Annotated in this window: 22 protein-coding genes and 1 tRNA gene; 10 read left to right on the top strand and 13 right to left on the bottom strand. The window is 71.8% G+C overall.

The window, feature by feature from the left end:
* Both AMY39116_RS0336160 and AMY39116_RS0336165 read right to left on the bottom strand, forming a co-directional pair.
* Nucleotides 1-1,121, bottom strand: a 1,121-nt coding sequence (locus AMY39116_RS0336160; RefSeq protein ID WP_020422471.1) for an FtsX-like permease family protein, incomplete at its 3' end; no start/stop codon positions are given.
* Nucleotides 1,118-1,816 carry an ABC transporter ATP-binding protein gene (locus tag AMY39116_RS0336165; RefSeq protein WP_235716285.1) on the bottom strand — a complete coding sequence of 233 codons (699 nt, stop codon included), beginning with the start codon at nucleotides 1,814-1,816 and terminating at the stop codon, nucleotides 1,118-1,120. The genes AMY39116_RS0336160 and AMY39116_RS0336165, both read right to left, overlap by 4 nt.
* Before the next feature lie 129 nt (nucleotides 1,817-1,945).
* Between AMY39116_RS0336165 and AMY39116_RS0336170 the strand changes: the two genes are divergently transcribed.
* Nucleotides 1,946-2,743 (top strand): sensor histidine kinase, encoded by a 798-nt coding sequence (locus tag AMY39116_RS0336170; RefSeq protein WP_020422473.1) that lies wholly within the window; start codon nucleotides 1,946-1,948, stop codon nucleotides 2,741-2,743.
* On the top strand, nucleotides 2,740-3,396 hold the full coding sequence (locus tag AMY39116_RS0336175; RefSeq protein WP_020422474.1) for a response regulator transcription factor: 657 nt from the start codon (nucleotides 2,740-2,742) through the stop codon (nucleotides 3,394-3,396). Before AMY39116_RS0336170 ends, AMY39116_RS0336175 begins: the two co-directional genes overlap by 4 nt.
* Here the strand turns inward: AMY39116_RS0336175 and AMY39116_RS0336180 are convergent.
* A complete protein-coding gene (locus AMY39116_RS0336180) occupies nucleotides 3,363-5,675 on the bottom strand; it encodes a glycoside hydrolase family 3 N-terminal domain-containing protein (RefSeq protein ID WP_020422475.1) in 2,313 nt (770 codons plus the stop codon). The genes AMY39116_RS0336175 and AMY39116_RS0336180 overlap by 34 nt on opposite strands.
* On the bottom strand, nucleotides 5,672-6,691 hold the full coding sequence (locus tag AMY39116_RS0336185) for a LacI family DNA-binding transcriptional regulator (RefSeq protein ID WP_027936531.1): 1,020 nt from the start codon (nucleotides 6,689-6,691) through the stop codon (nucleotides 5,672-5,674). The genes AMY39116_RS0336180 and AMY39116_RS0336185 overlap by 4 nt, the downstream gene beginning before the upstream one ends.
* A gap of 161 nt (nucleotides 6,692-6,852) precedes the next feature.
* On the opposite strand from AMY39116_RS0336185, the gene AMY39116_RS0336190 reads away from it, so the two are divergent.
* The 3 genes from AMY39116_RS0336190 to AMY39116_RS0336200 are packed head-to-tail and all read left to right on the top strand — an operon-like array spanning nucleotide 6,853 to nucleotide 9,886.
* Nucleotides 6,853-8,139, top strand: a complete 1,287-nt coding sequence (locus tag AMY39116_RS0336190) for an extracellular solute-binding protein (RefSeq protein ID WP_020422477.1) — start codon at nucleotides 6,853-6,855, stop codon at nucleotides 8,137-8,139.
* A complete protein-coding gene (locus AMY39116_RS0336195; RefSeq protein ID WP_020422478.1) occupies nucleotides 8,136-9,068 on the top strand; it encodes a carbohydrate ABC transporter permease in 933 nt (310 codons plus the stop codon). The genes AMY39116_RS0336190 and AMY39116_RS0336195 overlap by 4 nt, the downstream gene beginning before the upstream one ends.
* Complete coding sequence (locus AMY39116_RS0336200; protein WP_020422479.1) at nucleotides 9,068-9,886, top strand: carbohydrate ABC transporter permease; 819 nt, start codon at nucleotides 9,068-9,070, stop codon at nucleotides 9,884-9,886. The genes AMY39116_RS0336195 and AMY39116_RS0336200 overlap by 1 nt, the downstream gene beginning before the upstream one ends.
* On the opposite strand, the gene AMY39116_RS0336205 is transcribed toward AMY39116_RS0336200, so the two are convergent.
* Together AMY39116_RS0336205 and AMY39116_RS0336210 are read right to left on the bottom strand one after the other, a co-directional pair.
* Nucleotides 9,855-10,160, bottom strand: coding sequence for a hypothetical protein (locus tag AMY39116_RS0336205; RefSeq protein WP_020422480.1), 306 nt, complete (start codon nucleotides 10,158-10,160; stop codon nucleotides 9,855-9,857). The genes AMY39116_RS0336200 and AMY39116_RS0336205 overlap by 32 nt on opposite strands.
* A gap of 78 nt (nucleotides 10,161-10,238) precedes the next feature.
* Nucleotides 10,239-11,006: an IclR family transcriptional regulator gene (locus AMY39116_RS0336210; RefSeq protein ID WP_020422481.1), complete on the bottom strand. Its 768-nt coding sequence runs from the start codon at nucleotides 11,004-11,006 to the stop codon at nucleotides 10,239-10,241.
* Nucleotides 11,007-11,257: 251 nt separating this feature from the next.
* Here AMY39116_RS0336210 and AMY39116_RS0336215 point away from each other — a divergent pair, with 251 nt between their 5' ends.
* Genes AMY39116_RS0336215 through AMY39116_RS0336225 form a run of 3 tightly spaced genes read left to right on the top strand, consistent with a single transcriptional unit; the run spans nucleotide 11,258 to nucleotide 14,141 of the window.
* Nucleotides 11,258-12,148 (top strand): alpha/beta fold hydrolase, encoded by an 891-nt coding sequence (locus AMY39116_RS0336215; RefSeq protein WP_020422482.1) that lies wholly within the window; start codon nucleotides 11,258-11,260, stop codon nucleotides 12,146-12,148.
* Nucleotides 12,145-13,296, top strand: a complete 1,152-nt coding sequence (locus tag AMY39116_RS0336220; protein WP_020422483.1) for a macrolide family glycosyltransferase — start codon at nucleotides 12,145-12,147, stop codon at nucleotides 13,294-13,296. Before AMY39116_RS0336215 ends, AMY39116_RS0336220 begins: the two co-directional genes overlap by 4 nt.
* Nucleotides 13,293-14,141, top strand: a complete 849-nt coding sequence (locus tag AMY39116_RS0336225) for an alpha/beta fold hydrolase (protein WP_020422484.1) — start codon at nucleotides 13,293-13,295, stop codon at nucleotides 14,139-14,141. Before AMY39116_RS0336220 ends, AMY39116_RS0336225 begins: the two co-directional genes overlap by 4 nt.
* Here the strand turns inward: AMY39116_RS0336225 and AMY39116_RS0336230 are convergent.
* The 7 genes from AMY39116_RS0336230 to AMY39116_RS0336260 all read right to left on the bottom strand — a co-directional run bounded on the left by AMY39116_RS0336230 (nucleotide 14,077) and on the right by AMY39116_RS0336260 (nucleotide 20,178).
* On the bottom strand, nucleotides 14,077-15,012 hold the full coding sequence (locus tag AMY39116_RS0336230; RefSeq protein ID WP_039791959.1) for an ADP-ribosylglycohydrolase family protein: 936 nt from the start codon (nucleotides 15,010-15,012) through the stop codon (nucleotides 14,077-14,079). The genes AMY39116_RS0336225 and AMY39116_RS0336230 overlap by 65 nt on opposite strands.
* 517 nt (nucleotides 15,013-15,529) lie before the next feature.
* Nucleotides 15,530-17,677, bottom strand: a complete 2,148-nt coding sequence (locus AMY39116_RS0336235; protein WP_084506214.1) for a glycoside hydrolase family 15 protein — start codon at nucleotides 17,675-17,677, stop codon at nucleotides 15,530-15,532.
* Between the two features lie 74 nt (nucleotides 17,678-17,751).
* Nucleotides 17,752-18,468 (bottom strand): cyclopropane-fatty-acyl-phospholipid synthase family protein, encoded by a 717-nt coding sequence (locus tag AMY39116_RS0336240; RefSeq protein ID WP_027936532.1) that lies wholly within the window; start codon nucleotides 18,466-18,468, stop codon nucleotides 17,752-17,754.
* Nucleotides 18,469-18,741: 273 nt separating this feature from the next.
* Nucleotides 18,742-18,927 (bottom strand): hypothetical protein, encoded by a 186-nt coding sequence (locus AMY39116_RS0336245; protein ID WP_020422488.1) that lies wholly within the window; start codon nucleotides 18,925-18,927, stop codon nucleotides 18,742-18,744.
* Between the two features lie 177 nt (nucleotides 18,928-19,104).
* A tRNA-Val gene (locus AMY39116_RS0336250) sits at nucleotides 19,105-19,176 on the bottom strand.
* Between the two features lie 43 nt (nucleotides 19,177-19,219).
* Entirely contained in the window at nucleotides 19,220-19,684 is a 465-nt protein-coding gene (locus AMY39116_RS0336255) for a peroxiredoxin (RefSeq protein WP_020422489.1), read from the bottom strand.
* Between the two features lie 62 nt (nucleotides 19,685-19,746).
* On the bottom strand, nucleotides 19,747-20,178 hold the full coding sequence (locus tag AMY39116_RS0336260; RefSeq protein ID WP_017984111.1) for a DUF3052 domain-containing protein: 432 nt from the start codon (nucleotides 20,176-20,178) through the stop codon (nucleotides 19,747-19,749).
* A 368-nt stretch (nucleotides 20,179-20,546) separates the two neighbouring features.
* Between AMY39116_RS0336260 and aceE the strand changes: the two genes are divergently transcribed.
* Together aceE and AMY39116_RS0336270 are read left to right on the top strand one after the other, a co-directional pair.
* Nucleotides 20,547-23,354 carry a pyruvate dehydrogenase (acetyl-transferring), homodimeric type gene (gene aceE, locus AMY39116_RS0336265; protein ID WP_020422490.1) on the top strand — a complete coding sequence of 936 codons (2,808 nt, stop codon included), beginning with the start codon at nucleotides 20,547-20,549 and terminating at the stop codon, nucleotides 23,352-23,354.
* 76 nt (nucleotides 23,355-23,430) lie between these two features.
* Nucleotides 23,431-24,642 carry an alpha-hydroxy acid oxidase gene (locus tag AMY39116_RS0336270; protein ID WP_027936533.1) on the top strand — a complete coding sequence of 404 codons (1,212 nt, stop codon included), beginning with the start codon at nucleotides 23,431-23,433 and terminating at the stop codon, nucleotides 24,640-24,642.
* Nucleotides 24,643-24,703 lie beyond the last annotated feature (61 nt).

Raw genomic sequence — 24,703 nt, forward strand, 5'->3', positions numbered from 1 at the left:
GGCGCGCTGCCCGCGCTGATCGCCGCGGCCGCCGGCAGCCGGCGCGCCCGCAGCGCGGACACCAGCGCGGCCAACGCGACCACGGCCGGCATCCCGAGCAACGCCGCGACGTCCACCCAGACGTCGATGCCGACCGCTCCCGCGCCGAAGACCTGAAACGCGTCGGCCAGCAGCGGCCGCGCGACCACGTTCCCGAGCACCGTGCCCAGCACGCACCCGACGGCGGACGGGACCAGGACCATCACCAGGTAGACCCCCATCACCTGGTCCGGGGTGAAGCCGAGCGCCTTGAGCATCCCGATGTCGCGGTAGCCGGCCACCACCGCGCCGCCGACCACGTTGGCGACGATCAGCACCGCGACCGCGAGCCCGAGGAACCCGAAGACGACCAGGAACGGCACGTACACCCCGACCTCGGTGACGAGCTGCTGCTTCACCGTGAGGTAGGACTGCGCGCCCAGCAGCGCCCCGGGCGGCAGCCCGGCCGTCACCGCCGCTTGCCCGGCGGCGATGTCCGTGGCGGTCGCGGCCGCGGCGAACCGGTAGAGCACCTGGCTCGCGGTGGGCTGCAGCGCCACCGCCTGGGCGGGGGTGACCCACGCGTCGGCGGACGCGCTCACCGAGTAGGCGAACCCGACGACGGTCAGCGCGCGCTGCCCCGGAACCTCGATCCGGCTCCCGAGCGGCACCAGGGTGGTGCCGGGGACCAGGTTCAGGACGATCTCGCCCGGCGCGGCCGCCCACCGGCCCTCCCACACGTCCACCCGGTCCACCGGCCCGCCGGGGTCCGCGCGCCCCACGGTGGTCAGGGACGGCCCGACGCGTTGCGCGCTCTGCGAGGTGTCTAGGGTCAGCTGGGCGAACGGCCCGGCCACCGCCTCGGCGCCCGCGGCGGCCCTGGTCAGCTGATCGTCGGTCACCTGGGTGCGGTCGAACGCCGCGACCAGGTCCGCGCCGCTCTGCTGCTCGTGCGCCCGGTCGAACGGGGCCGACGACGACACCAGCAGCCCGAGCGCCAGCACGATCGTCGCCGTGGAGATGGTCACGACCAGGCCGATCACCGCGGTCTGGAGCCGTCGGCGCCCCACCGCGGCCCGCGCCACCCGCCACACCGCGCTCACGGCGTCCGCTCCAGGCTGGTCTCGCGCGCGACCCGCCCGTCGGCGACCTCGACCACGCGGCTCGCGCACCGGGTGGCGAGCCGCTCGTCGTGCGTGACCAGCAGCAGCGTCTGCCCGATCTGGTTGAGGTCGAGCAGCAGGTCCATCACCTGCTCGCCGGACCGGCTGTCCAGCGCGCCGGTCGGCTCGTCGGCCAGCAGCAGCGCGGGCCGGTTCATCAGCGCCCGCGCGACCGCGACGCGCTGCCGCTCGCCGCCGCTCAACCGGGCCGGGTAGACGTTGCGGCGCCCGGCGATGCCGAGTTCGCCGAGCAGTTCGAGCGCGCGCTTGCGGGCCTGGCCGGCCGGGGTGCCGGTGAGCTGGGCGGCCAGCGCCACGTTGTCCAGCGCGGGCAGGTCGTCGAGCAGGTTGAAGAACTGGAAGATCATGCCGATCCGGCGACGGCGGAACAGTGCCAGCCCGGTCTCGTTCAGCTTCCCCAGGTCCTCGCCGTGCACGACGACCGAGCCGGACGTCGGGCGGTCGAGCCCGGCCACCATGTTCAGCAGCGTGGATTTGCCGCTGCCGGAGGGCCCCATTACGGCGACCGCCTCCCCGGCCCGGATCTCCAGGGAGACCCCGTCCAGGGCGACCGATTCGCTGTACTCCTTGCGCACGTCGGTCAACCGCACGACTGCGCCGTCATCTCTGGTCACGCCGGCCATCCTGCGGGCAGCGGCCCGATGCGGGCATCGGTCCGGGGAGGTAACTCCCGGCGCGGGTCATCCCGGGGATGTAGTCCGGCGGTGGATGCGCGTCGCTCCGGGTCCTGACACAGTTGCCGGGTGTGGGAACTGGTTGTCGCCGCGCTGGCGTGCCTGGTGGCCGCCGTGCTGGCGGTCCGGCTCGGGCGCGCGCGGCGGGCGTTCGCGAGGGCGCTGGAGGAGCGCGGCTGGCTGCTGGAGCGGGAACGGGAGAGTGCGGCGCGCAGCGCGGTGGACGACGAGCGGGCGCGGATCGCGCGGGAGCTGCACGACATCGTCAGCCACAACGTGAGCGTCATGGTGGTGCAGACCGGGGCCGCGCGCCGGGTGCTCGCGACCGAACCCGCGCAGGCCGCGACGGCGCTGGAAGCGGTCGAGGCGGCCGGGCGGGACACGATGACCGAGCTGCGGAACCTGCTCGGCGTGCTCGCCCCGCCCGCCGACGGTGACGAGACCGCGGACCTGTCGCCGCAGCCCAGCCTGAGCAGGCTCAGCCCGCTGATCGACCGGATCGCGTTCGCCGGGCTGCCGGTGGAGGTCCGCGTGTCCGGCGAGCCGCGGCCGCTGCCGTCCGGAGTGGACCTGACGGCGTACCGGATCATCCAGGAAGCGCTCACCAACGCACTCAAGCACGGCGACGGGCGGCAGGCGGAGGTGACCGTGCGGTACTCCGACCGCTACCTGCGTGTCGAGGTGCTCAACAGCGGGCCCAGCGTGCTGTCCGGGGACGCCCCGGCCCCGTCCGGCGAGACCGAGGAGGGACGCGGCCTGCTCGGGCTGCGTCAGCGCGTGGCCGTGTTCGGCGGCGACCTGGACGCCCGGCGGCGCATCGGCGGCGGGTTCCGGGTCCGGGCGAAGATCCCGCTGGAGCGGCCGTGACCGGGCCGCGCGTGGTGATCGCCGACGACCAGGCCTTGGTGCGCACCGGCTTCCGGATGATCCTCGCCTCCGGCGGCGTCGACGTCGTGGGCGAGGCCGCGGACGGCGCGGAGGCCGTCGCCACCGTCCGCGATCTGGAGCCGGACGTCGTGCTCATGGACATCCGGATGCCGGCGATGGACGGCCTGGAGGCCGCGCGCCGCATCCTGGCGCGCGACCCCGGCTGCCGGGTGCTCATGCTGACCACGTTCGACCTCGACCGCTACGTCTACGACGCGCTCGCCGCGGGGGCCAGCGGGTTCCTGCTCAAGGACGTCACCCCGGAGCACCTGGTGGCCGCGGTGCGCCTGGTCGGCACCGGCGACGCGCTGCTGGCCCCGTCGATCACCCGGCGGCTGGTGGAGCGCTTCGCCGCGGCGCGACCACGTCCGGCGCTGCACCGCGATCTCGCCGTCCTGACCCCGCGCGAACTGGAGGTTCTCACCCTCGTCGCGCGGGGCCGGTCGAACGCCGAGATCGCCGCGGAGCTGACGCTCAGCGAGGCGACGGTCAAGACCCACGTGGCCCGCATCTTCGCCAAGCTGTCGTTGCGCGACCGCGCCCAGGCCGTCGTCCTCGCCTACGAAACCGGGCTGGTCTCCCCCGGCGACTGAACCGGGGTGGTCAGCACGCGGTCGTGCCCGGCCTCGCGCACCGGGCCGGTCAGCTCGAACGCGGCGCGGCAGGGCAGGTCGTCGGCCGAGCGGCCGGCGAACACCTCGATCGTGCCGGGTTCGACGATCCGGCGCAGGTCCAGCCCGGTGAAGGCGAGCCGGTCGGCGTGCAGCCGGAACGTCACCGTCCGCGCCTCCCCCGCGTCGAGGGTGATCCGCGCGAACCCGGCCAGCTGCCGCACCGGGCGGGTCACCTGCGCGAGCACGTCATTCACGTACAGCTGCACCACCTCGTCCCCGGCGCGGTCGCCGGAGTTGCGCACCCGCACCGAGACCTCGACCTCGCCGTCGGTCGGCACCTCACGCGCGCTCAGCGTCAGGCCCTCGTAGTCGAACGTGGTGTAGGAGATGCCGTGCCCGAACGGGAACAGCGGGCTCGGGTCGAGGTTGCTGATGCCCTCGCTGTTGCCGCCGAGCGGGGGCTGCAGGTAGGTGCTCGGCTGCGCGCCTGCCACCCGCGGCACCTGCACCGGGAGACGTCCGCCGAAGTTCGTCCGTCCGGACAGGACACCCGCCAGCGCCGGGCCGCCCTCCTCGCCGGGCATGAACGCCTGCACCAGTGCCGCCGCCCCGGTGTGGTCCCCCAGCGCGTACGGACGGCCGGACACCACGACCACCACCACCGGCGTGCCGGTGGCCAACAGTTCGGTCAGCAGCTCGTCCTGCACGCCGGGCAGCCGCAGGTCCGGGGCGTCGCAACCCTCGCCGGAGGTGCCCTCGCCGAACAGGCCCGCCCGGTCGCCGACCACGGCGATGCACACGTCCGCGTCCCGCGCGGCGTCCACCGCTTCGGCGAAGCCGGACCGGTCCTCGTCGCGGATCGGGCAGCCGGTCGCCGAGGTGATCACCGCGTCCGGCAGTTCCGCGCGCAGCGACTCCAGCAGCGACGGCGCCTCGACCCCGATGCCGTACTCGGGATAGCGCGGCAGCACGTGGTTCGGGTACGAGTAGCAGCCCATGAACGCCAGCGGGTCGTCCGCGCAGGGGCCGACGACCGCGATCCGCTTCGCGCGCAACGGCAGCGTGCCGTCGTTGGCCAGCAACACCACCGACTTCTCCGCCAGCTCCCGAGCGATCGCCCGGTTGCGCGGCGAGTCCAGGTCCACCGGCCGCGCCCGCGGCGCCCAGTCCGCGTCGAGCAGGCCCAGCTCCGCCTTCTGCCGCAGCAGCCTGCCGACCGCACGGTCCACAAGGGACTCCGGCACCTCGCCCGAACGCACCAGCTCGATGAGTTCCTTGCCATAGCACAGGGTGTCCGGCAGCTCGACGTCGATGCCCGCGGCCAGCGCGAGCGCCCCGGCCTGCCCGGTGCTGTCGGCGACCCGGTGCATACTGCCCAGGAACGCGATGGCCCAGTAGTCGGACACCACTACGCCCTCGAAACCCCACTCGTCCCGCAGGATCCCGGTCAGCAGCGGCGCGTTCGCCGCCGCGGGCACCCCGTCGAGGTCGACGTAGGCGTTCATCACCGACCGCGCCCCGCCCTCGCGGATCGCCATCTCGAAGGGCGGCAGGATCACGTCCCGCAGCTCCCGCTGGCCGATCGACACCGGCGCGTGGTTGCGGGCCGCGCGCGACGCCGAATACCCGGCGAAGTGCTTGAGCGTGGCGACGATCCCGTTGCGCTCCAAGCCACGCACGTACGCGGCGCCGAGCGTGCCGACCAGGTACGGGTCCTCGCCGAGGGTCTCCTCGACCCGGCCCCACCGGTAGTCCCGCACGACGTCCAGCACCGGCGACAGGCCCTGGTGCGCGCCGGAGGCGCGCATGTCGTCCGCGATCGCCGAGGCCATCCGCTCGACCAGTTCCGGGTCGAACGTCGCCGCCCACGCCAGTGCCGCCGGGTACACGGTGGCGCCGTAGGTGGTGAACCCGGTCAGGCACTCCTCGTGCACGATCGCCGGGATGCCCAACCGGGTCTCCTCGACGATCTCGCGCTGCAGCGCCTCGACCCGCGCCGCGCCCTCGGCCGCGCTGACCGGCGCCGTGCCGAACACCCGCGTCAGGTGCCCGATGCCGTTCTCCCGCGCCTGCTCGAACGGCACCCCGCCACGCGCGAAGACGTCCTGCATCGGCGCGACGTTGCCGTTCAGCTGCTCGTTGCCCGGCCATGCGCTGCCCAGCTGCGCCACCTTCTCTTCGAGGGTCATCTCCGCCAGCAGCGCCTCGGCTCGGGCTGCGGCGGGCAGCGCGCTGTCACGCCAGGTCGGTTCCGTCATGGTGCTCCTCGCAGGTTCGTCGTCGAATCGCGCACCACCAGGTTGGTGGCCAGCTCCACGTGGTGGGAGTCGAGGGTTTCGCCGGCAGCGAGCCGCATCAGCGTGCGCAGCGCGACGCGGCCCATGTCCTGCAACGGCTGCCGCACCGTGGTCAGCGCGGGCGTGGCCAGTTCGGCGAGCATGGTGTCGTCGAACCCGACGACCGACAGGTCCTCGGGCACCCGCAGTCCCCGCCGCCGGGCCGCTTCCATCACGCCCAGCGCGGTCGCGTCGCTGCCGGCGAACACGGCGGTCGGCGGCTCCGGCAGGTCGAGCAGCCGCCCGCCCATCTCCAGCCCGTCCGGGTAGCCGAACGCGCCGTGCAGGATCAGCCGCGGATCGACGGTCACGCCGGCGTTCTCCAGCGCCGCGCGGTAGCCGTGCTGGCGGGCCTGGCTGCAGGAGGCCTGCACCGGCCCGCCCGCGTAGGCGATGCGCCGGTGGCCCAGCTGCAGGAGGTGCTCGGTGGCGGACACCCCGCCGTTCCAGTTGGTCGCGCCGACGCTGGTCACCTCGACGCGCGGCAGGTTCAGCGGATCGATGACCACGAGCGGCAGCCCGGCGCGCGCGAAGCCCTCGACCTGGGCGCGGGTCAGCTCGGAGGTGACCACGATCAGCCCCTCGCGCCCGGCCAGGCGCAGGCGCCGCGCCCAGTCGTCGTCGTCGGACTCCGGCAGGCGCCCGACCACGACGTCCACCCCGGTTTCCGCGCCCGCCTCGGTGACCCCGCGCAGGACCTCCAGCGAGTAGGGGCTCACCAGGTCGTCGAACACCAGGTCCACCACGCGCGCCGGCCCTACCGTGCGCCGACCGGACTGGGGCACGTAACCCAGTTCCTTCAACACGTCCTGGACCCGCTGCCGGGTCGCCGCCGCCACGTCGCCGCGACCGTTGAGCACCTTGGAGACGGTCGGCAGCGAAACCCCGGCGGCCTCCGCGACCATCGCGAGCGTCGCGCGCTGGGAACCGGCAGGCACCGCACCCTCCAACCACATTTCTTGCCGAAAAGTTTCAGGCGACTATAACGCTATTTTCCTTGCCGAAACAGCTCTTGACGCGTCCGAGTGGGCCGCATATCTTCCGACACACACCAGAGTGTTTCCGAAAACTTTCGGACCTTCGATGGGGAAGGCGCATCATGACACTGGTCAAGCGGCGCACCGCCGTGATCGCGGCCGGACTGGCCGCGGTTCTCTCCCTCACCACCGCGTGCGGCTCCAGCGGTCCGTCCGGCGGGGGCGGCGCCACCGCGTGGGCGCTCACCGGCGGCGACGAGCAGACGTTCCGGACGTCCTTCGAGTCGTCCGGGGTCGACGCGCAGTACTTCGGCAACGACGCGTACAAGCAGAAGATCCGCACCGCGATCGGTGCGAACGAGGCGCCGACGCTGGTCTTCAGCTGGAGCGGCGGCCTGCTCAAGTCCTGGGTGGACTCCGGCAAGATCATGGACCTGTCCGCCGAGGCCGCGAACGACCCGGCGTTCGTGAACCGGTTCCTGCCGTCGGTGGCGCGCACCGGCGTGCTCGACGGCAAGACCTACGCCGTGCCGAACAACGGCATGCAGCCGGTCGTGTTGTTCTACAACAAGGAACTGTTCGACCAGATCGGCGCGCAGCCGCCGAAGACGTGGGACGACATGATGGCCCTGGTGCCGCGGTTCAACCAGGCCGGCATCGCGCCGTTCTCCCTCGGCGGGCAGAGCAAGTGGCCGCAGCTGATGTGGGAGGAGTACCTCGTCGACCGCATCGGCGGGCCCGAGGTGTTCAACAACATCGTCGCCGGCAAGCCCGGCGCGTGGTCGGATCCGGCGATCATCCGCGCCAACACGATGATCCAGCAGCTCGTCGACGCCGGCGGCTTCGTCCGCGGCTTCAACTCGATCGCGACCGACAGCAACGCCGACACCGCGCTGCTGTTCACCGGCAAGGCCGCGATGTACCTGATGGGCTCCTGGGCCTTCCCCACCATCAAGCAGGCCGACCCCGAGTTCATCTCGAGCGGCAAGCTCGGCTGGACCACGTTCCCCACCGTGTCCGGCGGCAAGGGCGACCCGGCGAACATCGTCGGCAACCCGGCCAACTACTGGTCCGTCTCGGCCACCGCGAGCGAGGAGCAGAAGCAGTCGGCGCTGCGGTACCTGCGCGAGGACCTGATGAACGACTCCTACGTCGACTCGCTGCTCGCCGGCGGTTCGGTGCCGCCGCTGACCGGCATCGAGGACAAGCTCGCGAAGACCGAGGACCCGCAGTACCTGTCCTACGTGTACGAAATGGCCAGCAAGGCGCCGAACTTCCAGCTGTCCTGGGACCAGGCGCTCTCCCCCGGCCAGGCCGACGCGCTGCTGACCAACCTGGAGCAGCTGTTCCTCAAGCAGATCACGCCGGAGCAGTTCTCCGCCAACATGAACGCGACGATCGGGCAATGAGCACGGTTCTCGAACAGCGGGACCGGGCGCCGGCACGCACGCCGGCGCCCGGCTGGGGCCGGCTGCGGACCGGCCCCAGCCCGCTGATGGCGGTGCCCGCGCTGGCGTTCTTCGGGGTGTTCGCGATCGTGCCGCTCGGCGGGGTCGCGGTGCTGAGCTTCATGGAGTGGGACGGCATCGGCGACCCGTCGTGGGCCGGGCTGGCGAACTGGGCCGCGGCGCTCGCCGACCCGGCGACCTACCACGCGATCTGGCTGTCCGTGCAGGTGATGGTGGTCAGCTGGCTGGTGCAGACGCCGATCTCGCTGCTGCTCGGCGTGCTCATCGCCGGGCGCGGCCGGTACCGCGCGCTGCTCGGGGTGCTGTACTTCCTGCCGATGCTGCTGTCCGCGGCGGCCATCGCGATCGCGTTCAAGGCGCTGCTCGACCCGAACTTCGGCATGAGCCGCCCGTTCGGTCTGGACTTCCTGTCGCAGGACTGGCTCGGCGACCCGACACTGGCGTTGTACGTGGTGATCTTCGTGATCGCCTGGCAGTTCGTGCCCTTCCACACGCTGCTCTACCAGGGCGGGGTGCGGCAGATCCCGAAGTCGCTGTACGAGGCGGCGGAGCTGGACGGGGCCGGCCGGGTGCGGCAGTTCTTCCACATCACGCTGCCGCAGCTGCGCTACACGATCATCACGTCGTCGACGATGATGCTGGTCGGCTCGCTGACCTACTTCGACCTGGTGTTCGTGCTGACCGGCGGCGGTCCGGGCGACGCGACGCGGATGCTGCCGCTGGACATGTACCTGTCCGGGTTCTCCGGCAACGACATGGGGCGGGCGAGCACGCTGGCCGTGCTGCTGGTGGTCGCCGGGCTCGCGCTGGCGCTGGGGTTGTCGAGGCTGTCCAGCTTCCGGCGGGGCAGCCAGCTGGAGGGGGCGTGATGCGGACCCGTCCGAACTACCTCGGCGGCCTCGCCGGGTTCGTGTGGCTGGCCGTCGTGCTGGTGCCGGTGTACTACGTGGTGGTGACGAGCCTGCGCAACCAGCGCGGGTTCTACGACGCGAACCCGTTGTCGGTGCCCACCTCGCCGACGTTCAGCGCGTACGAGCTGGTGCTGCGCAACGACTTCTGGCGCTACTTCGCCAACAGCGTGGTCGTGACGCTGGCGACGGTGGCGATCGCGGTCGCGGTCGCGTTGATGGCCGCCTACTACGTGGTGCGCGGCACGACGTGGTTCTCGCGGTTCACCTACCGCGGCTACCTGCTGGGCCTGGCGATCCCGATCCAGGCGACGATCATCCCGGTGTACTACCTGATCACGCGGGCGCAGCTGTACGACACGCTGCTGGCGATCATCCTGCCGTCGGTGGCGTTCGCGATCCCGCTGTCGGTGATCATCCTGGCGAACTTCCTGCGGGACGTGCCGAACGAGCTGTTCGAGTCGATGCGGGTGGACGGCGCCGGTGACTGGCGGATGCTGTTCAGCCTGGTGCTGCCGATGATCCGGCCCGCCGTGGTGACGGTCGCGGTGTACGACGGGCTGAACGTGTGGAACGGGTTCCTGTTCCCGCTGATCCTGACGCAGAGCCCGGACCAGCGGGTGCTGCCGCTCGCGTTGTGGTCGTTCCAGGGGCAGTTCCGGGTGAACATCCCGGCGGTGCTGGCGGCGGTCGTGCTGTCGACGCTGCCGGTGCTGGCGCTGTACATCCTGGGCCGGCGGCAGCTGGTCAGCGGCCTGACGGCGGGTTTCGGGAAGTGAGGTCGCGGACGGGCAGGAGTTCGATGGCCGCGCCGGACCGTTCGAGCAGGTGCGCGTGCTCGGCGCGCCTCGGGTCGGCCCGGTAGGCCCCGAACTCCTGCTCGCCCGGGAACCCGACGAGGTGCACCTCGGTGCCGTCGTCGAGGGACCGGACCCGCCGCTCGAGGCGGCCGCCGTACTCGCCCAGGAGGGGCAGGACGGCGTCCTCGTAGGCGTCGAAGGCTTCCGCGCCGCCTCCGGGGAGCCGCGCGATGAGCAGGAACGTGATGGTCATGGGCTCATCCAACCCGGCCACCCTGTTGGGCCGCTCCCACTCCCGGCACCAAGTTGCCGCGCAGCGACACGACCCGCATCACCGCCCGCGCACCACGCCCCGCACATCCGCCGCCGACGGCGCGCCCAGCGCACGCGAGATCCCCCGCGCCGCAGCGGTCATCACCGGCACCAGCGCCCTCGGCTCGCACTCGTCCACGTGCACGACCAAGCCCAATGCGGCCACCACCTCGTCACCGGCACCGCGGATCGGCGCCGCGATCGCCACCGCCTCCAGCGTCAGCTGCTCCTCCGCCACCGCGACCCCGGTGCGCCGCACCTCCGCCAGCACCCGCCGCAGCTCCCGCGCGTCGGTGATCGTCTTGTGCGTGAAGCGCTTCAGCGGCGCCTCCAGCACCTGTTCCTGCACCTCGCGACCCGCGTGGGCCAGCAGCGCGAGCCCGGTCCCCGTGGCGTGCAACGGCCACCGCTGCCCCAGCCGGCTCAGCACCGTCACCGTGCCGCGCGCCCGCAGCGTCTCGACGTACACCACCTCGTGCCCGTCCCGCACCGCCAGGTGCACGTGCGCCCGCGTGGAGTGGAACAGGTCCTCCAGGAACGGCTGCGCCAGTTCGCGCAGTTCCAGCCCGCGCGGCGCGAGCGCTGCCAGCTCCAGCAGGTGCAGCCCGATCCGGTAGCGGCCGTCGTCGTCGCGTTCGAGGGCGCCCCAGTTCACCAGCTCGCCGGCGAGCCGGTGCGCGGTCGTCAGCGAAAGACCCGCCCGTCGGCTGATTTCGCTCAACGTCAGCAGGCTGCGGCCCGGTGTGAACGCGTCGAGCACGGCGAGCAGCCGTCCCGCCGCGGTCATGGGGATCGGTCTCCGCACAGCCCTGTCCACGGCGGCTCCTCCGGGGGTCGGCGCTGACTCCGTCGGTTCCATCCTTGATCGTGTGCCGCCGCTCATACAACGGGCCTTCCGCATGGTGGAAGCCCTGTTGCGCCGTGGTCACACGCGCGAGTGGTCAAGTTGGCTCGATCGAGTTTCCGCGGCGCGCCCGCGGAGGACGACGTGGTTACGTGGCGGACCCCAAACCCCGACCACACCGAGGAAGATCGCTTGTGACGGCAACGACCACCCGGCAGGAAACCGTCCCGCTCACGTTCGGCGGATTCGAGTTCGCGGGCCGCATCGTGCGCGGCGGCGGCAGACTCGCGCCGATCGTCCTGGTGGGCGGCGCGTTCCAGCACAAGGACGCGTGGGGCCGGGTGGAACGCGATCTGCTCCGGCACGCCGACGTGATCACCGTCGACCTGCCCGGCTGGGGCGCGGCGGACCGGCTGCCGCCCGGCTACGGCGTGGACTTCCTCGCCGGCGCGCTCGGCCACCTGCTCGACCACGTCGCGCCGGAGCCGGTGCACGTCGTCGGCGCCTCCTACGGCAGCGGCGTCGCGCACCGGTGGGCCCAGCTGCGTCCCGAACGGGTGCGCCGCCTGCTGCTCGTCGGCACGATGACGCACGTGACCGGGCGGCTGCGCCGGCGCATCGCCCGCAGCGTGGAGCTGGCCGAGCAGGGCAGGCACGCGGAGTTCACCGCCGAGGTGCTGGACCTGATGCTGAGCCGCGCGCCGGGCATCCGGCGGCAGGCCGCGGTCCGCCGGTGCCTCGACAGCCTGGTGGGCGCGATGACCGACGCCGACATCGCCAAGTACCTGGACAACACCCGGCGGCTGCTCGACCACCCCGGCGACGACGGCCGCGTCCTGCCCGTCCCCGTGCTGGTCACCACCGGGGAGCACGATCCGCTGACCACGCCGGTCCTGAGCCGGGCGGCCGCGGCCCGGTGCGCCGACGCCCGCTTCACCGCGATCCACGACGCCGACCACCTCGTGCACCTGGAGCGGCCGGCCGAGGTGGTGGACCTCGCGTTGCGGTTCTTCGCCGGTGAGCCGCTGTCCGGTCTGCCGTACTGCACCCCGGTCGAGCACGTGGTCTGCGGGGTGGCGCGGTGAAGCACGCCTTGTTCGTCAACGTCGCCGACCACGGGCACGTCAACCCCACCCTCGCCGTGGTGTCGGAGCTGGTGTCGCGCGGCTGGCGGGTGAGCTACGCGGTCGGCGCGGACTTCGTCCCGCAGGTGCGCGCGGCCGGTGCTGAACCGGTGGTGCTGCCGGACGTCCGGGACGGCAGCCCGCCGCCGGAGGACCTGATGGCGGGCGTGGCGATGTACCACCGGGACGCCGAGGCCGCCCTCCCCGTGCTGGAGGCCCTCGGCGAGGTGCCCGACGTGGTCGCCTACGACTTCGTCGCGTTCGCGGGCAAGGTCGTGGCGCGCAAGCTCGGCTTGCCGATGGTGCAGCTGTCGCCGACGCACGCGTTGTTCCCCGGCTGGGAGCGGATCGCGTTCGGCGTCGAGAACCTCTCGGACCTGCCGGTGTACCAGCGGTTCCAGCGGTTCCTGGACGCCAACGGCCTCGGCTGTTCGGTCGAGGAGTTCCAGGCGGTGGGCGACCCGAAGGTGGTGTTCGTGCCACGGGCGTTCCAGATTTCGCCGGACCTGCTCGGGCCGGAGCACACCTTCGCCGGTCCCGCGCTGGGCGACCGGTCTTTCCAGGGGTCGTGGCGGCCGCCCGCGGGGAAACCGGTGCTGCTGGTCTCGCTCGGGTCGTGCTTCACCGACCAGCCGGACTTCTTCCGGGCCTGCGTCGACCTGGCCGCGGGCTTGGGCTGGCACACCGTGATGGCGATCGGGCGGCACGTCGATCCGGCGGCGCTGGGGCCGGTTCCGGACGGGGTCGAGATCGCGCCGATGGTGCCGCAGCTCGACGTGCTGGCCGCCGCGTCGGCGTTCGTCACGCACGCCGGGATGGGCAGCCTGCTGGAGGCGCTGTACCACGGGGTGCCGATGGTCGCGGTCCCGCAGATGGCCGAGCAGCGGCTGAACGCGGCGCGCCTCGCCGAGCTGGGGCTGGGTGTCACGCTCGACCGCGCGGAGGTGTCGGCGCAGACGCTGCACAACGCGGTGCTGCGGGTGTCGTCCGACGCCGGCATCGCGGCGAACGTGGCGGGCATGCGGGAGATCGTGCGGGCGTGCGGCGGGGCGGCGGAGGCCGCGGACGTGATCGAGAAGGCCTCGGTCCGGGAAGGAGCCGCGCTGTGACGACCCTGGAGAGCCCGGTCCGCGACGTCATGCTGGAGACCGACCGCGGCCGGTTCGCCGCGTGCCGGGCGGGGTCCGGCGAGCCGGTGGTGCTGGTGGCCGGGTACCTGGGGTCCAAAGAGGACTTCGCGCCGCTGTTGCCGCTGCTGGCCGGCGCCGGGTACGCGGCGTGGGCGGTCGACCACCACGGCCAGCACGAAAGCCCGGGCTCCGACGATCCGAGCGCGTACACGTTGTCCGCGATGGCGCAGGACTTGCTGGCGGTGATCGGCGAGGTCGGCGAGGGCGAGCCGGCGCACGTGGTGGCGCACTGCGCGGGCGCCGCGGTCGCGCACGCCGCCGCGGTGGCCCTGCCGCGGGCGGTGCGCAGTTTCGCGCCGCTGGGCAGCCTGCTGACCGGTTCGGAGAAGGAGACGGCGTTCCTCACCTGGTGCGCGGACGCGGTCGCCGCGGAGGGGGCGGCGGGCCTGCGCACCCTGGTCGACCACTGGGTCCGCACGGATCCGGACCGTGCGGACCTGATGCGGGCCCGGTTGTCGACCACGCGCACCGGTCACCTCATCGGGTTCGCGCGGCTGCTGTGCGGGCCGCGGGCGGGGGTCGGCGAGCTGGCCGGTTCCGGGGTGCCGCTGTTGTTCGTGCACGGCGCGGACGACGAGTTCACCGGTTCGCCCGAGGAGTACCAGCGCACGGCCCGCCGGTTCGGCCGGGACGCGGTCGCCGTCGAAGGCGCCGGCCACTGCGTGCAACTGGACCGTCCACAAGAGACGGCCGAGGCGCTCACCGGGTTCTGGCGCGCAGTTTCAGCAGATCGTCGGCGAGTTCCGGCAGCGGAAGGTCGTTGACCTCGGTCACCGTGCGGACGGCTTCCTCAGGGAACGCGCCCGCGCCGGTGCAGGCGCCCGCGATCGCGCCGGCGATGGCCGCGATGGTGTCCGTGTCCCCGCCGAGGCTCGCCGCCGTGCAGCAGGCCTGCCACGGGTTTTCCGCGTGGCGGAGCACCGCGAACGCGGCGGGCACCGATTCCTGGGTGGCGACGCTGGTGCCGATCAACGCGGGCACGTCGGCCGGATCCATGGTGCGGCTCCAGCGGATGCGCGCGGCGACGTCCCCGGCCGCGACCCAGTTCCCCCGCTTGGCGGCTCGTTCCGCGGCTTCCACGGCGAAGTCGATCGCCTCGGGCAGACTCGCCCCGTCGACGCCCGCACTCACCGCCGCGGCGACCGCGGCAGCCCCCGCGAGGGCGACGCCCGTGTTGTGGGTGACCCAACTGGCTTCGACCACGCTGTCCACGAGCAGGTCGAGGTCGGCCGGATTCGCGATCCCCACCGGGGCGATGCGCATGGCCGCACCGTTCGTGGTGCCGTACTTGCCGGCCTTCTCGAGAGCTTCCCCCGCGGCGACGGCCGTGAGAGCGGCGCGCGTGGAGGGCCCGAGCAACCCCCGGATGCCGCGGCTGCGCAGGTCCCGCTCCCACTCCAGGAGCGCATCGGCGAGCCCGTGCGGATCGATCCGCCCACCCCCGGAGACCAGCAGCCGCGCGACGATCACCGCCTGCTGGGTGTCATCGGTGACACCGCCCGCAGGCAACCCCCGAGCCGCCGCGAAGCCAGTGACAGGTTCGATTTCCGCCGGTGACAGTCCTTCCGTGGGCATACCGAGCGCATCCCCGATGGCCAGACCCGCCAGGGCCGCCAAAGCACGTTCCCTCACCACCCCACGATCCCACCACCGAAGACGGCGCGCCAGCGCCCGCTTTGAACACAACTGAAGCTGGGTGGTCATCCCGTCGCCTGACACCGGCGCGATCACCTTGAGCCAGGGCCGCAACCTCTCTGCCCACCGGCGGCCGGACATGCCAACCTTGCGGCCCTGGCTCAAGGTGATATGCACAAACCGGAAGGCGACGGGATGACCACCCGGCGACCACCCACCCGAGGTGAGCCGAGGCACCCAACCCCTGGTCATCCCGGAGCCTGCCCGTCCGGCGAGGACTCTTTTGATCTTTAAAAGCCACGCTGTCGCGCGGGAAAAGCGCCTCACGGCGCTCGAAAGGTCACCTTCCGACCACCCCCGCCCCCTCTCCCTGAGTGTGTTTCAGTCGCCGAGCAGCCGTGTCAAGGCGGGAAAGCGTGCCTTGACACGACTGATCGACGACCAAAGATCGGCTGCGGATCGGGGGCGGGGGAGGTCTGGTTGGGGTAGTCGCTTGCTTTTCGTTGCCGGGCGGCGGTTAGTGCGTCAGGTATCGCTCTGCCACCACCGTCGGGTACTCGACCGGGCGTCCCTTCGCCACGGACCATGCCAGCCTCAGGTACTGGGCGTGTGTCCAGGCCAGGGGCGTCGCCGAGGCGGTTGGTGTTCCCGGCCGCACCTCTGGGTAGGGCGGGTTCACGTCCCACACCTGCTCCGGTAGCAAGCCCGTCGCACCGGCGCAGGCCGCGATGTCCCGCAACCGTCCCGCCGCTGCTGCCCGGTCGCCGGCCAGCAGCTCGTACTCCCCTCGCTCGCCGGCGAAGATCGGCCACAGCCGGCCGTACGTGCGCAAGACGTCTGCCCTGTTCACGTTCCACGGGCCGCCGTCGGCTTGTTCGCCGTATCCGTCTCCCGAGTACCGGTGCCAGTGCCTGCCCGCCGGGGTCACCGTCGAGATCTGCTCGTCGACGACGGCCAGCGAGTTCACCACCACCGGGTCGTGCGGCTGCCGCATCCCGAGCCGCACCAGTTCCAGGAAACCGGCGTCTACGACCGCTCGCTGGTCGGCCGGGTCCGGGTTGTTGTTGCCCAGGTTGTAGGTGGTCCCGGCGTTCGGGTCGCCGTCCTTGGTGAGGCGCACGAAGTACGGGCGCGGTGCGTGCGGCCCGTTCCGCGTGACCGTCCAGCCGTCGACCGCCGCGTGCCAGCGGTCCGCCGCCTCCAGGAACCGAGCTGGATCGCGGCCCGCGCGCCGCATCAGGTCCGCCAGGCACACCAAGCCCGCGATCACCGACGCGATCGTCGACGGCGAGTACCCGCTCTGCTCCTCCCACCGCTCCTGCTCGGTGTACGGCGACGGGTACCCGTCCTTCGAGTACGACAACAGGAAATCACTACCACGCTCCAGACTGTCCACTGTGGCTGGATCGTCCCGGTCGAGGAGCCACGCCAGCAGCATCGGCGCGGCGGTCTCGTCGAGCTGGATCGACGTCCAGAACGGCTCCCCCGACACCTTGGTGTTCTGTGGCCAGTGCCCGTCCGGCTGCTGGATCCGCAGCAGGTAGTCCAGCGACCGCTCGGCGGCGGCGCGGTCACCGGCGGCGAGCAGGCCCGTCGCGATCTGGTACAGGTCCCGCGGCCACACCAGGTGGTAGGACCCGTACTCCGGCGCCACCGCCCGGTCGAACCCGAACGCCCACGGCATCGACGGCGACGCGATGAACGCGCCCGGGTTCCGCTTGTCCTCGCCGCACGCCAGTGCCACCACGGACGTCGCGTAGATGCGCCGGTCCGCGCCCTCGGGTGCGGCCGGCAGGCTCCGCAGGTACTGCCGCCACCCCGCGGCGTACGCCGACGCGGCGGAGTCGAACCCGCGGCCCAGCGAACCCCGTGCCGCGCGCACCGCGGCGTCACCGTCCGCCCCGAAACCCAGCGCGACCAGCTCGCGGGTCCGGGACGTGCCGTCGAGTCGCAACCGCCCCAGCTGGATGACGTTGCCCGGCCCGGCGGTCGCGTAGTGCCGGTCCAGCCGTCCCCGGCCGGCCACCAGCTGGGTCCAGCCGTCGTTGACGCCCGCGTAGCCGACCGTCGACTCGCTGAACCCGCCGCGCGCGAGGATGGCGCTGGCGGTGGAACCGTCGGACGCCACCAGCGCGCCGGCCTGCGGGAAGGCGCGATCAGCCGTGCCCTCGCCGCCCAGCGCCGGATCGTGCAGCAGGTACACGTGCAACGTCCGCCGCGACCGGAACTCCACGTCGATCAGCACGGAGTCGCGGTCCGGGTCGGTCACGTACCGGGTGGTGAGCGTCCAGCCGGTGCCGCGCGCGGTCTGCCGGTACGCGGGCACCTCCGCGTCGGGCAGCTCCGTGCGGTGCCCGACGTCCGAGACACGCTCCACAAAGGACTCGCCGTCGGTGACGACGATCTGCGTCTCCCGGCTCGCCGGGGTGCTCAGGTCTGGGTGGTAGACCTCGGAGAGCCGCCCGTCCTGGAGGGTGAACCAGACGGGGCTCGCCGAGCGGGCGGTGCCGAACCCGAGCTTGTCCGCCGGGGTGAACGTGGTGTCGGCGCCCGGCCCGCCCGGTGCCGCACCGCCCTGGCCCGCGCTCGCCGGCGCCGGAGCCGCCACCGCCGTCGCCCCCACGAGCGCTGCCGCGCGCAGAAAATCCCGCCTCGAGGTAGTCATCGTCGACCTCCCACAACGTGATGCCCAGCCCTGGCAACAACTACCAGCGCCGCGGATCCCGGGAAAGGGGCCGGTCAGTCGAGGGGCGCGAGCAGGAGTGTGGCGAAGCCGAAGCAGTCCCGGTAGCCGCGCAGCCACCCGTCCCGGTGCGCGGCGGCGATGGCGAGCACGTCGGGCTGGTCGAGGCTGCGGGCGGCGAGTGAGCCGGTCCAGTTCCACTCGTAGTCGTCCAGCTCGTGCCGGGTGCTGAGGTGACCGTAGAGGGGCACCCAGCCGTCGGCGGTGATCGTGTCGACCGTGGTGGGCAGGTCCGCGAGGTCACCGAGGGCCTCGACAGCGGCCGCGCTCGGCTCGCGCTCCCAGTACCCCTCGCCGACGACGACGCGCCCACCGGGCGCGAGGACCTTCCGGGCCGCCGCGAGGGCCGGCAGGAGGCCGCCGAAGGCGTGGGTGGCGCCGACGCAGAAGACGACGTCGGCCGGCTGTTCGGGGACGAAGCCGGCCGCGTTGGACTGGTGGAGCGTGAGCCGCCCGGCGAGACCGCGGCGCTCGGCCTCCCCGCGGGCGTGGTCGAGGGCAGGCTCGGAGACGTCCACGCCTTCCGCCGTGGCCCCGGGCGCCAGCGCCAAGGCGCGCAGCAACCACTCGCCGCCACCGCACCCGAGGTCGAGGAGACGCTCGTCGCCACGCGGCAGGGCCCGCTCCAGCAGGGCGCTCACCGCGGCGTCCCCGAGGGGCGCCGCGATGGGATGGTCGGAATGCGCGAGGCGCGAGATGAAGTCACGTTCCACGACGGCAGCCTGCCCGCTGCCGGGCTGGAGGCGCACTCCAATTTCCGGTGACCGTTGCCGGACCGGACGACGCTCAGCCGGGTCGCGGCCGGACGGAGCAACGGGTGCGCCCGTCCGGCGCCGCTCCCCAGGCGACTGTGGATCAAGAGAACGCTGGGGGTCATCGTCCTCGGCGCCATCGTCTTGATCACCTTGTTTCTGGGCCGAACGATGCTCGGCTGGGTCGCCGCGCGGGCCATGGCGTTCGGCTCACTCGCGGCGCAGGCGGGCGAATCAAAGCCACCAGTAGCCGGCGATCGCGGCGTTGAGTGCGGGGAGCGTGATCCGCATCCACAGCTCCCAGTCGGAGAGGATGCCCCAGACGATCACCTGGAAGGCGACCAGCACAGTCCACCCGATCGCGGCGAGCATCGCGCTCCGCGCCGGGCGGGGGTTGAACGGATCGGGCTCCGGCGGCACCCGATGACGGTGGCAGAAGAACCCCGCCCGGGGAACACCGCCGGACGGAGCAACGGGTGCGCCCGTCCGGCGCCGCTTCGAGAAAGAAGACCCGTGTGGGTGGGCCAAGCCATCCGGTGCCTGCCCCGGCAATGGGCTACCGGCTACCGGCCACCAGCTACCGGCCACCGAAAACGGTGGGCGCAGCAGGGTTCGAACCTGCGACCCCCTCCTTGTAAGGGAGGTGCTCTTCCGCTGAGCTATGCGCCCCGGACCGGCGGCGCCCAACCCGGGGGCACCGCCGGTGCGAGCATCATTCGGGCAGCTCGGCCACCGCTCGCTTCCAGGCGAGCTGGTCGCGCGGCTCGCCCGGCTGGTTGACCTCGGCGTAGCGCACCACGCCGCCCTTGTCGATCAGGAACGTGCCCCGGTTGGCCAGCCCGGCGCCCTCGTTGAACACGCCGTAGAGCTTGGCGACCTCACCGTGCGGCCAGAAGTCCGACAGCAGCGGGAACTGGTAGCCCTGCTGCTCGGCCCACGCCTTGAGCGAGAAGGGTGTGTCCACCGACACACCGAGCACCTGCACGCCCTGGCCGTCGTACTCGGCGAACTCGTCGCGCAGCTGGCAGAGCTCGCCCTGGCAGATCCCGCTGAACGCGAACGGGTAGAAGACCAGCAGGACCGCCTTGTCGCCCTGGAACGACGACAGCGTGACCGGCTGCTTGTTGTAGTCGTTCAGGGTGAAATCCGGAGCTGCTGAACCGACCTCGACCGCCATCGAAGCACCTTTCGCATCGCCAACGTTGCACTTGCCGCACGCTCACCTTAGCGTGCGGCCGCTCAGCGCTGCTTCGACTTCGACTTCGGCGGCACCAGCTTGGTCCCGGCCCAGTTCGGGCCGACGCTGATGTTGGAGGTCTGCGCGAGCCCGACGGTGGGCACCGCCTCGGCGATCTCACTCGGCTCCACGTGCCCCGGCTGCCCGGTCTTGGGCGTCAGGACCCAGATGATGCCGTTCTCGTCGAGGGGCGACCGGGCGTCCATGATCGCGTCGACCAGGTCCCCGTCGTCCTCCCGCCACCACAGCAGAACCACGTCGATGACCTCGTCGGCGTCCTCGTCGAGGAGATCGCCGCCGATATGTTCTTCGATCGCGGCACGCAGGTCGTCGTCGACGTCCTCGTCCCACCCGATCTCCTGAACTACCATGTCCGGCTTGATGCCAAGCCTCTCGGCGACGCTGCTGTACTCAGCGTCTCCAGCGGCGACCACTGCTGTCACTCCTCCAACTCACGACGCGGGCGGCACGGCGCCGCCCACTCGACATACGGATGGGTGTAGCGAACACGCCCGGAGCCTCCGGCGCAACCGTCCACACCGGATCTCTGTCAACTCGTAGCGCAGCGTAGGGCCCCGGGGGACGTGTTCGCGACCGCAAAACGACCCTCGGCGGCACCCGTCCGGGCACACCTGGCCTAGGGTAGGCATAACGCGCGCGCGTGCGCGCGCGGACATAGGTGAACGTTACCGCTCAGTAGCGATGACGGGAAGCCCGGACTAGACGACCATGACAGAGAGGGCACGGCCGAACTGAGGCACCCGTGCCCCGAACGCGAAGTGACAACCGGCGAGGAGATCCCTTGGCCCCCCAGAACGACCAGGCCGCAGGCACCGGCGCCAGCACCGATCGGGCCCCGGCCCGGGTCCGCGTCATCCGTGACGGATTGGCGGCCCACCTGCCCGACATCGACCCCGAGGAGACAGCCGAGTGGCTGGACTCGTTCGACGAGGCACTCGCCCGGGGCGGCCAGCAGCGGGCTCGCTACCTGATGCTGCGGATCCTGGAGCGCGCCCGCGAGCGCAACGTCGGTGTCCCGCCGCTGACCGCGACGGACTACGTCAACACCATCCCCACGGAGAACGAGCCGTGGTTCCCCGGCGACGAGGAGATCGAGCGCCGCTACCGGGCCTACATCCGCTGGAACGCGGCGATCATGGTGCACCGCGCCCAGCGCCCCGGCGTCAGTGTCGGCGGCCACATCTCCACGTACGCGTCGTCGGCGGCGCTCTACGAGGTCGGCTTCAACCACTTCTTCCGGGGCAAGGACCACTCCGGTGGCGGTGACCACGTCTTCATCCAGGGTCACGCCTCCCCGGGCATCTACGCCCGCGCCTACCTGGAGGGCCGTCTCAACGAGCAGCAGCTCGACGGCTTCCGCCAGGAGCTGTCGCACGCCGGCGAGGGCGGCGGCCTGCCGTCGTACCCGCACCCGCGGCTGATGCCGGGCTTCTGGGAGTACCCGACCGTGTCCATGGGCCTCGGCCCGATGAACGCGATCTACCAGGCCCGGTTCAACCGGTACCTGCGCGACCGCGGCATCAAGGACACCTCCGACCAGCACGTGTGGGCGTTCCTCGGCGACGGCGAGATGGACGAGCCGGAGTCGCGGGGCCTCATCCACGTGGCCGCGGGCGAGGGCCTGGACAACCTGACCTTCGTCATCAACTGCAACCTGCAGCGGCTCGACGGCCCGGTGCGCGGCAACGGCAAGATCATCCAGGAGCTCGAGGCGTACTTCCGCGGCGCGGGCTGGAACGTGATCAAGGTCATCTGGGGCCGCGAGTGGGACTCGCTGCTGCACGCCGACCGCGACGGCGCGCTGGTCAACCTGATGAACGTCACGCCGGACGGCGACTTCCAGACGTACAAGGCCAACGACGGCGCCTACGTCCGCGAGCACTTCTTCGGCCGCGACCCGCGCACGAAGGACCTGGTCAAGGACCTGAGCGACGCCGACATCTGGAACCTCAAGCGCGGTGGTCACGACTACCGCAAGGTGTACGCGGCGTACAAGGCGGCGATGGAGCACCACGGTCAGCCGACGGTGATCCTGGCCCACACCATCAAGGGTTACGGCCTCGGCCCGGCGTTCGAGGGCCGCAACGCCACGCACCAGATGAAGAAGCTCACGCTGGACGACCTGAAGCTGTTCCGGGACGCGCAGCGCATTCCGATCAGCGACGAGGAGCTGGAGCGCGACCCGAAGCTGCCGCCGTACTACCACCCGGGCGCGAACTCGCCCGAGATCGAGTACATGGTGGGCCGCCGCAAGACCCTCGGCGGGTTCGTGCCGGAGCGGCGCAACCGGGCCAAGCCGCTGGTGCTGCCGGGTGACAAGGTGTACGAGGCCATCCGGAAGGGCTCCGGCAAGCAGGAGGTCGCCACCACGATGGCGTTCGTGCGGCTGGTGCGCGAGCTGGCCAAGGACGCCGAGATCGGCCACCGGATCGTGCCGATCATCCCGGACGAGGCCCGCACGTTCGGCCTGGACTCGATGTTCCCGACGGCGAAGATCTACAACCCGCACGGGCAGACCTACACGTCGGTGGACGCCAACCTGATGCTGGCGTACAAGGAGTCCGAGCACGGCCAGCTGCTGCACGAGGGCATCAACGAGGCCGGGTCGACGTCGTCGTTCACGGCGGTGGGCACGTCCTACGCCACGCACGGCGAGCCGATGATCCCGATCTACATCTTCTACTCGATGTTCGGGTTCCAGCGCACCGGCGACGGCCTGTACGCGGCCGCGGACCAGATGGCGCGCGGGTTCGTGCTGGGCGCCACCGCGGGCCGCACCACGCTGACCGGTGAGGGCCTGCAGCACGCCGACGGGCATTCGCTGCTGCTGGCGCACACCAACCCGGCTGTGGTGGCGTACGACCCGGCGTGGTCGTTCGAGATCGCCCACATCGTCAAGGACGGCCTGCGCCGCATGTACGGCGAGGGCGGCCCGGAGGGCAACGGCGAGAACGTCTTCTACTACATGACGGTCTACAACGAGCCGTACCGGCAGCCGGCCGAGCCGGAGAACCTCGACGTCGAGGGTCTGCTCAAGGGCCTGTACCGGTACGCGGAGGCGTCGTCGGGTGACGGTCCGGAGGCGCAGATCCTGGTGTCCGGCGTGACGATGCCGGACGCGCTCAAGGCGCAGACGATGCTGGCCGAGGAGTGGGGCGTGCGCGCGGCCGTGTGGTCGGCGACGTCGTGGTCGGAGCTGCGCCGCGAGGCGGTGGAGATCGACCGGGACAACCTGCTGCACCCCGGCGACTCGCCGCGCGTGCCGTACGTGACGCAGGCGCTGTCCGGCGCGACCGGCCCGGTCGTGGCGGTGTCGGACTGGATGCGCGCGGTGCCGGACCTGATCCGCCCGTGGGTGCCGACCGACATGCTCACCCTGGGCACCGACGGGTTCGGCTTCTCCGACACGCGTCCGGCGGCGCGGCGGCACTTCCTGGTCGACGCCGAGTCGATCACGGTCGCCACGCTGGCCGCGCTCGCCAAGCGCGGTGAGGTCGCGCAGGAGAAGGTGGTCGAGGCCGCCCGGAAGTACCGGATCCACGACGTGTCGGCGGCGGGCCCGCAGCTCACCGACGCCGGAAACGCCTGATCCGCGGTTTTTCGAAGGCCACCCGCGTGCTTCGCGCGGGTGCCCTTCGCACGTCGTCATCCCCGATGATGTATCTATGACGCGACGTCGCTTGCCGAGGCCCAGTGAGCTGCAGCAGATCCTGCGACCGAAACCGGTGAAGCTCAACCCGACCGACCGCCGCCTGTCGAACGCCCACACGATCGCCGACCTGCGCACCATCGCGCGCAGGCGCACGCCGCGGGCGGTGTTCGACTACACCGACGGCGCCGCGGAGCTCGAAGACAGCCTGCGCCGCGCCCGGCAGGCGTTCCGCAGTGTGGAGTTCCACCCCAACGTGCTGCGCGGGGTGTCCGATGTGGACACGAGTGTCGAGGTGCTCGGTGAGCGGTCGGCGTTGCCGTTCGCGTTCGCGCCGACCGGTTTCACGCGGATGATGCACCACGAGGGCGAACGCGCGGTGGTCCGGGTGGCGCAGCGGGAACGCATCCCGTACGCGTTGTCGACGATGGGGACGACCTCGATCGAGGACGTCGCGAAGGCCGCCCCGCACGCGCGGAAGTGGTTCCAGCTCTACGTGTGGCGCGACCACGCGGCGGGCGCGGAGCTGATGCGGCGCGCGGAGGAAAGCGGTTACGACACGCTGTTGCTGACGGTGGACACGCCGGTGGCCGGCGCGCGGATGCGGGACGTGCGCAACGGCCTGACCATCCCGCCGACGCTGACGCTGCGCACGTTCCTGGACGGCGCGACGCACCCGGCGTGGTGGTTCAACCTGCTCACGACGGAGCCGCTGGAGTTCGCGTCGTTCGGTTCGTGGGACGGCACCGTCGCGGAGCTGATCAACGCCCTCTTCGACCCGACGCTCAGCTTCGACGACCTGGCGTGGGTGCGGGAAACCTGGAAGGGCAAGCTGGTCGTCAAGGGAATCCAGAACCCGGACGACGCACGGGACGTGGTGAAGCACGGCGCGGACGCGGTGGTGCTGTCCAACCACGGCGGCCGCCAGCTCGATCGAGCGCCGACCCCGCTGGAACTCCTGACGCCCACGCTGGACGCCGTCGGCGGCGACGCCGAAGTGTGGGTGGACACCGGAATCCTGTCCGGCGGCGACATCGTGGCCGCGATGGCGAGGGGCGCGTCGATGTGCCTGATCGGCCGGGCGTACCTGTACGGCCTCATGGCAGGCGGCGAACGGGGAGTCCAGCGCTGCGTGGACATCCTGCGCCAGGAAATCGTGCGAACGATGCAGCTACTGGGCGTGCGAACAATCGACGCCCTACAACCAACCCACGCCACCCTCAAATAACCCCACGGCCCAACCGCCACCCGGCAACGAAAGCCAAAACCCCCCGAACCACTCCCCTCCC

The sequence above is a fragment of the Amycolatopsis sp. ATCC 39116 genome (genome assembly GCF_000231075.2).
Classification (GTDB): domain Bacteria; phylum Actinomycetota; class Actinomycetes; order Mycobacteriales; family Pseudonocardiaceae; genus Amycolatopsis_E; species Amycolatopsis_E tucumanensis.

Coding starts and splice junctions, on each gene's coding strand:
- AMY39116_RS0336180 (WP_020422475.1), bottom strand. CDS start 5,675: ATGACGGAACCGACCTGGCGTGACAGCGCGCTGCCCGCCGCAGCCCGA.
- AMY39116_RS0336190 (WP_020422477.1), top strand. CDS start 6,853: ATGACACTGGTCAAGCGGCGCACCGCCGTGATCGCGGCCGGACTGGCC.
- AMY39116_RS0336195 (WP_020422478.1), top strand. CDS start 8,136: ATGAGCACGGTTCTCGAACAGCGGGACCGGGCGCCGGCACGCACGCCG.
- AMY39116_RS0336200 (WP_020422479.1), top strand. CDS start 9,068: ATGCGGACCCGTCCGAACTACCTCGGCGGCCTCGCCGGGTTCGTGTGG.
- AMY39116_RS0336205 (WP_020422480.1), bottom strand. CDS start 10,160: ATGACCATCACGTTCCTGCTCATCGCGCGGCTCCCCGGAGGCGGCGCG.
- AMY39116_RS0336210 (WP_020422481.1), bottom strand. CDS start 11,006: ATGACCGCGGCGGGACGGCTGCTCGCCGTGCTCGACGCGTTCACACCG.
- AMY39116_RS0336235 (WP_084506214.1), bottom strand. CDS start 17,677: ATGACTACCTCGAGGCGGGATTTTCTGCGCGCGGCAGCGCTCGTGGGG.
- AMY39116_RS0336255 (WP_020422489.1), bottom strand. CDS start 19,684: ATGGCGGTCGAGGTCGGTTCAGCAGCTCCGGATTTCACCCTGAACGAC.
- AMY39116_RS0336270 (WP_027936533.1), top strand. CDS start 23,431: ATGACGCGACGTCGCTTGCCGAGGCCCAGTGAGCTGCAGCAGATCCTG.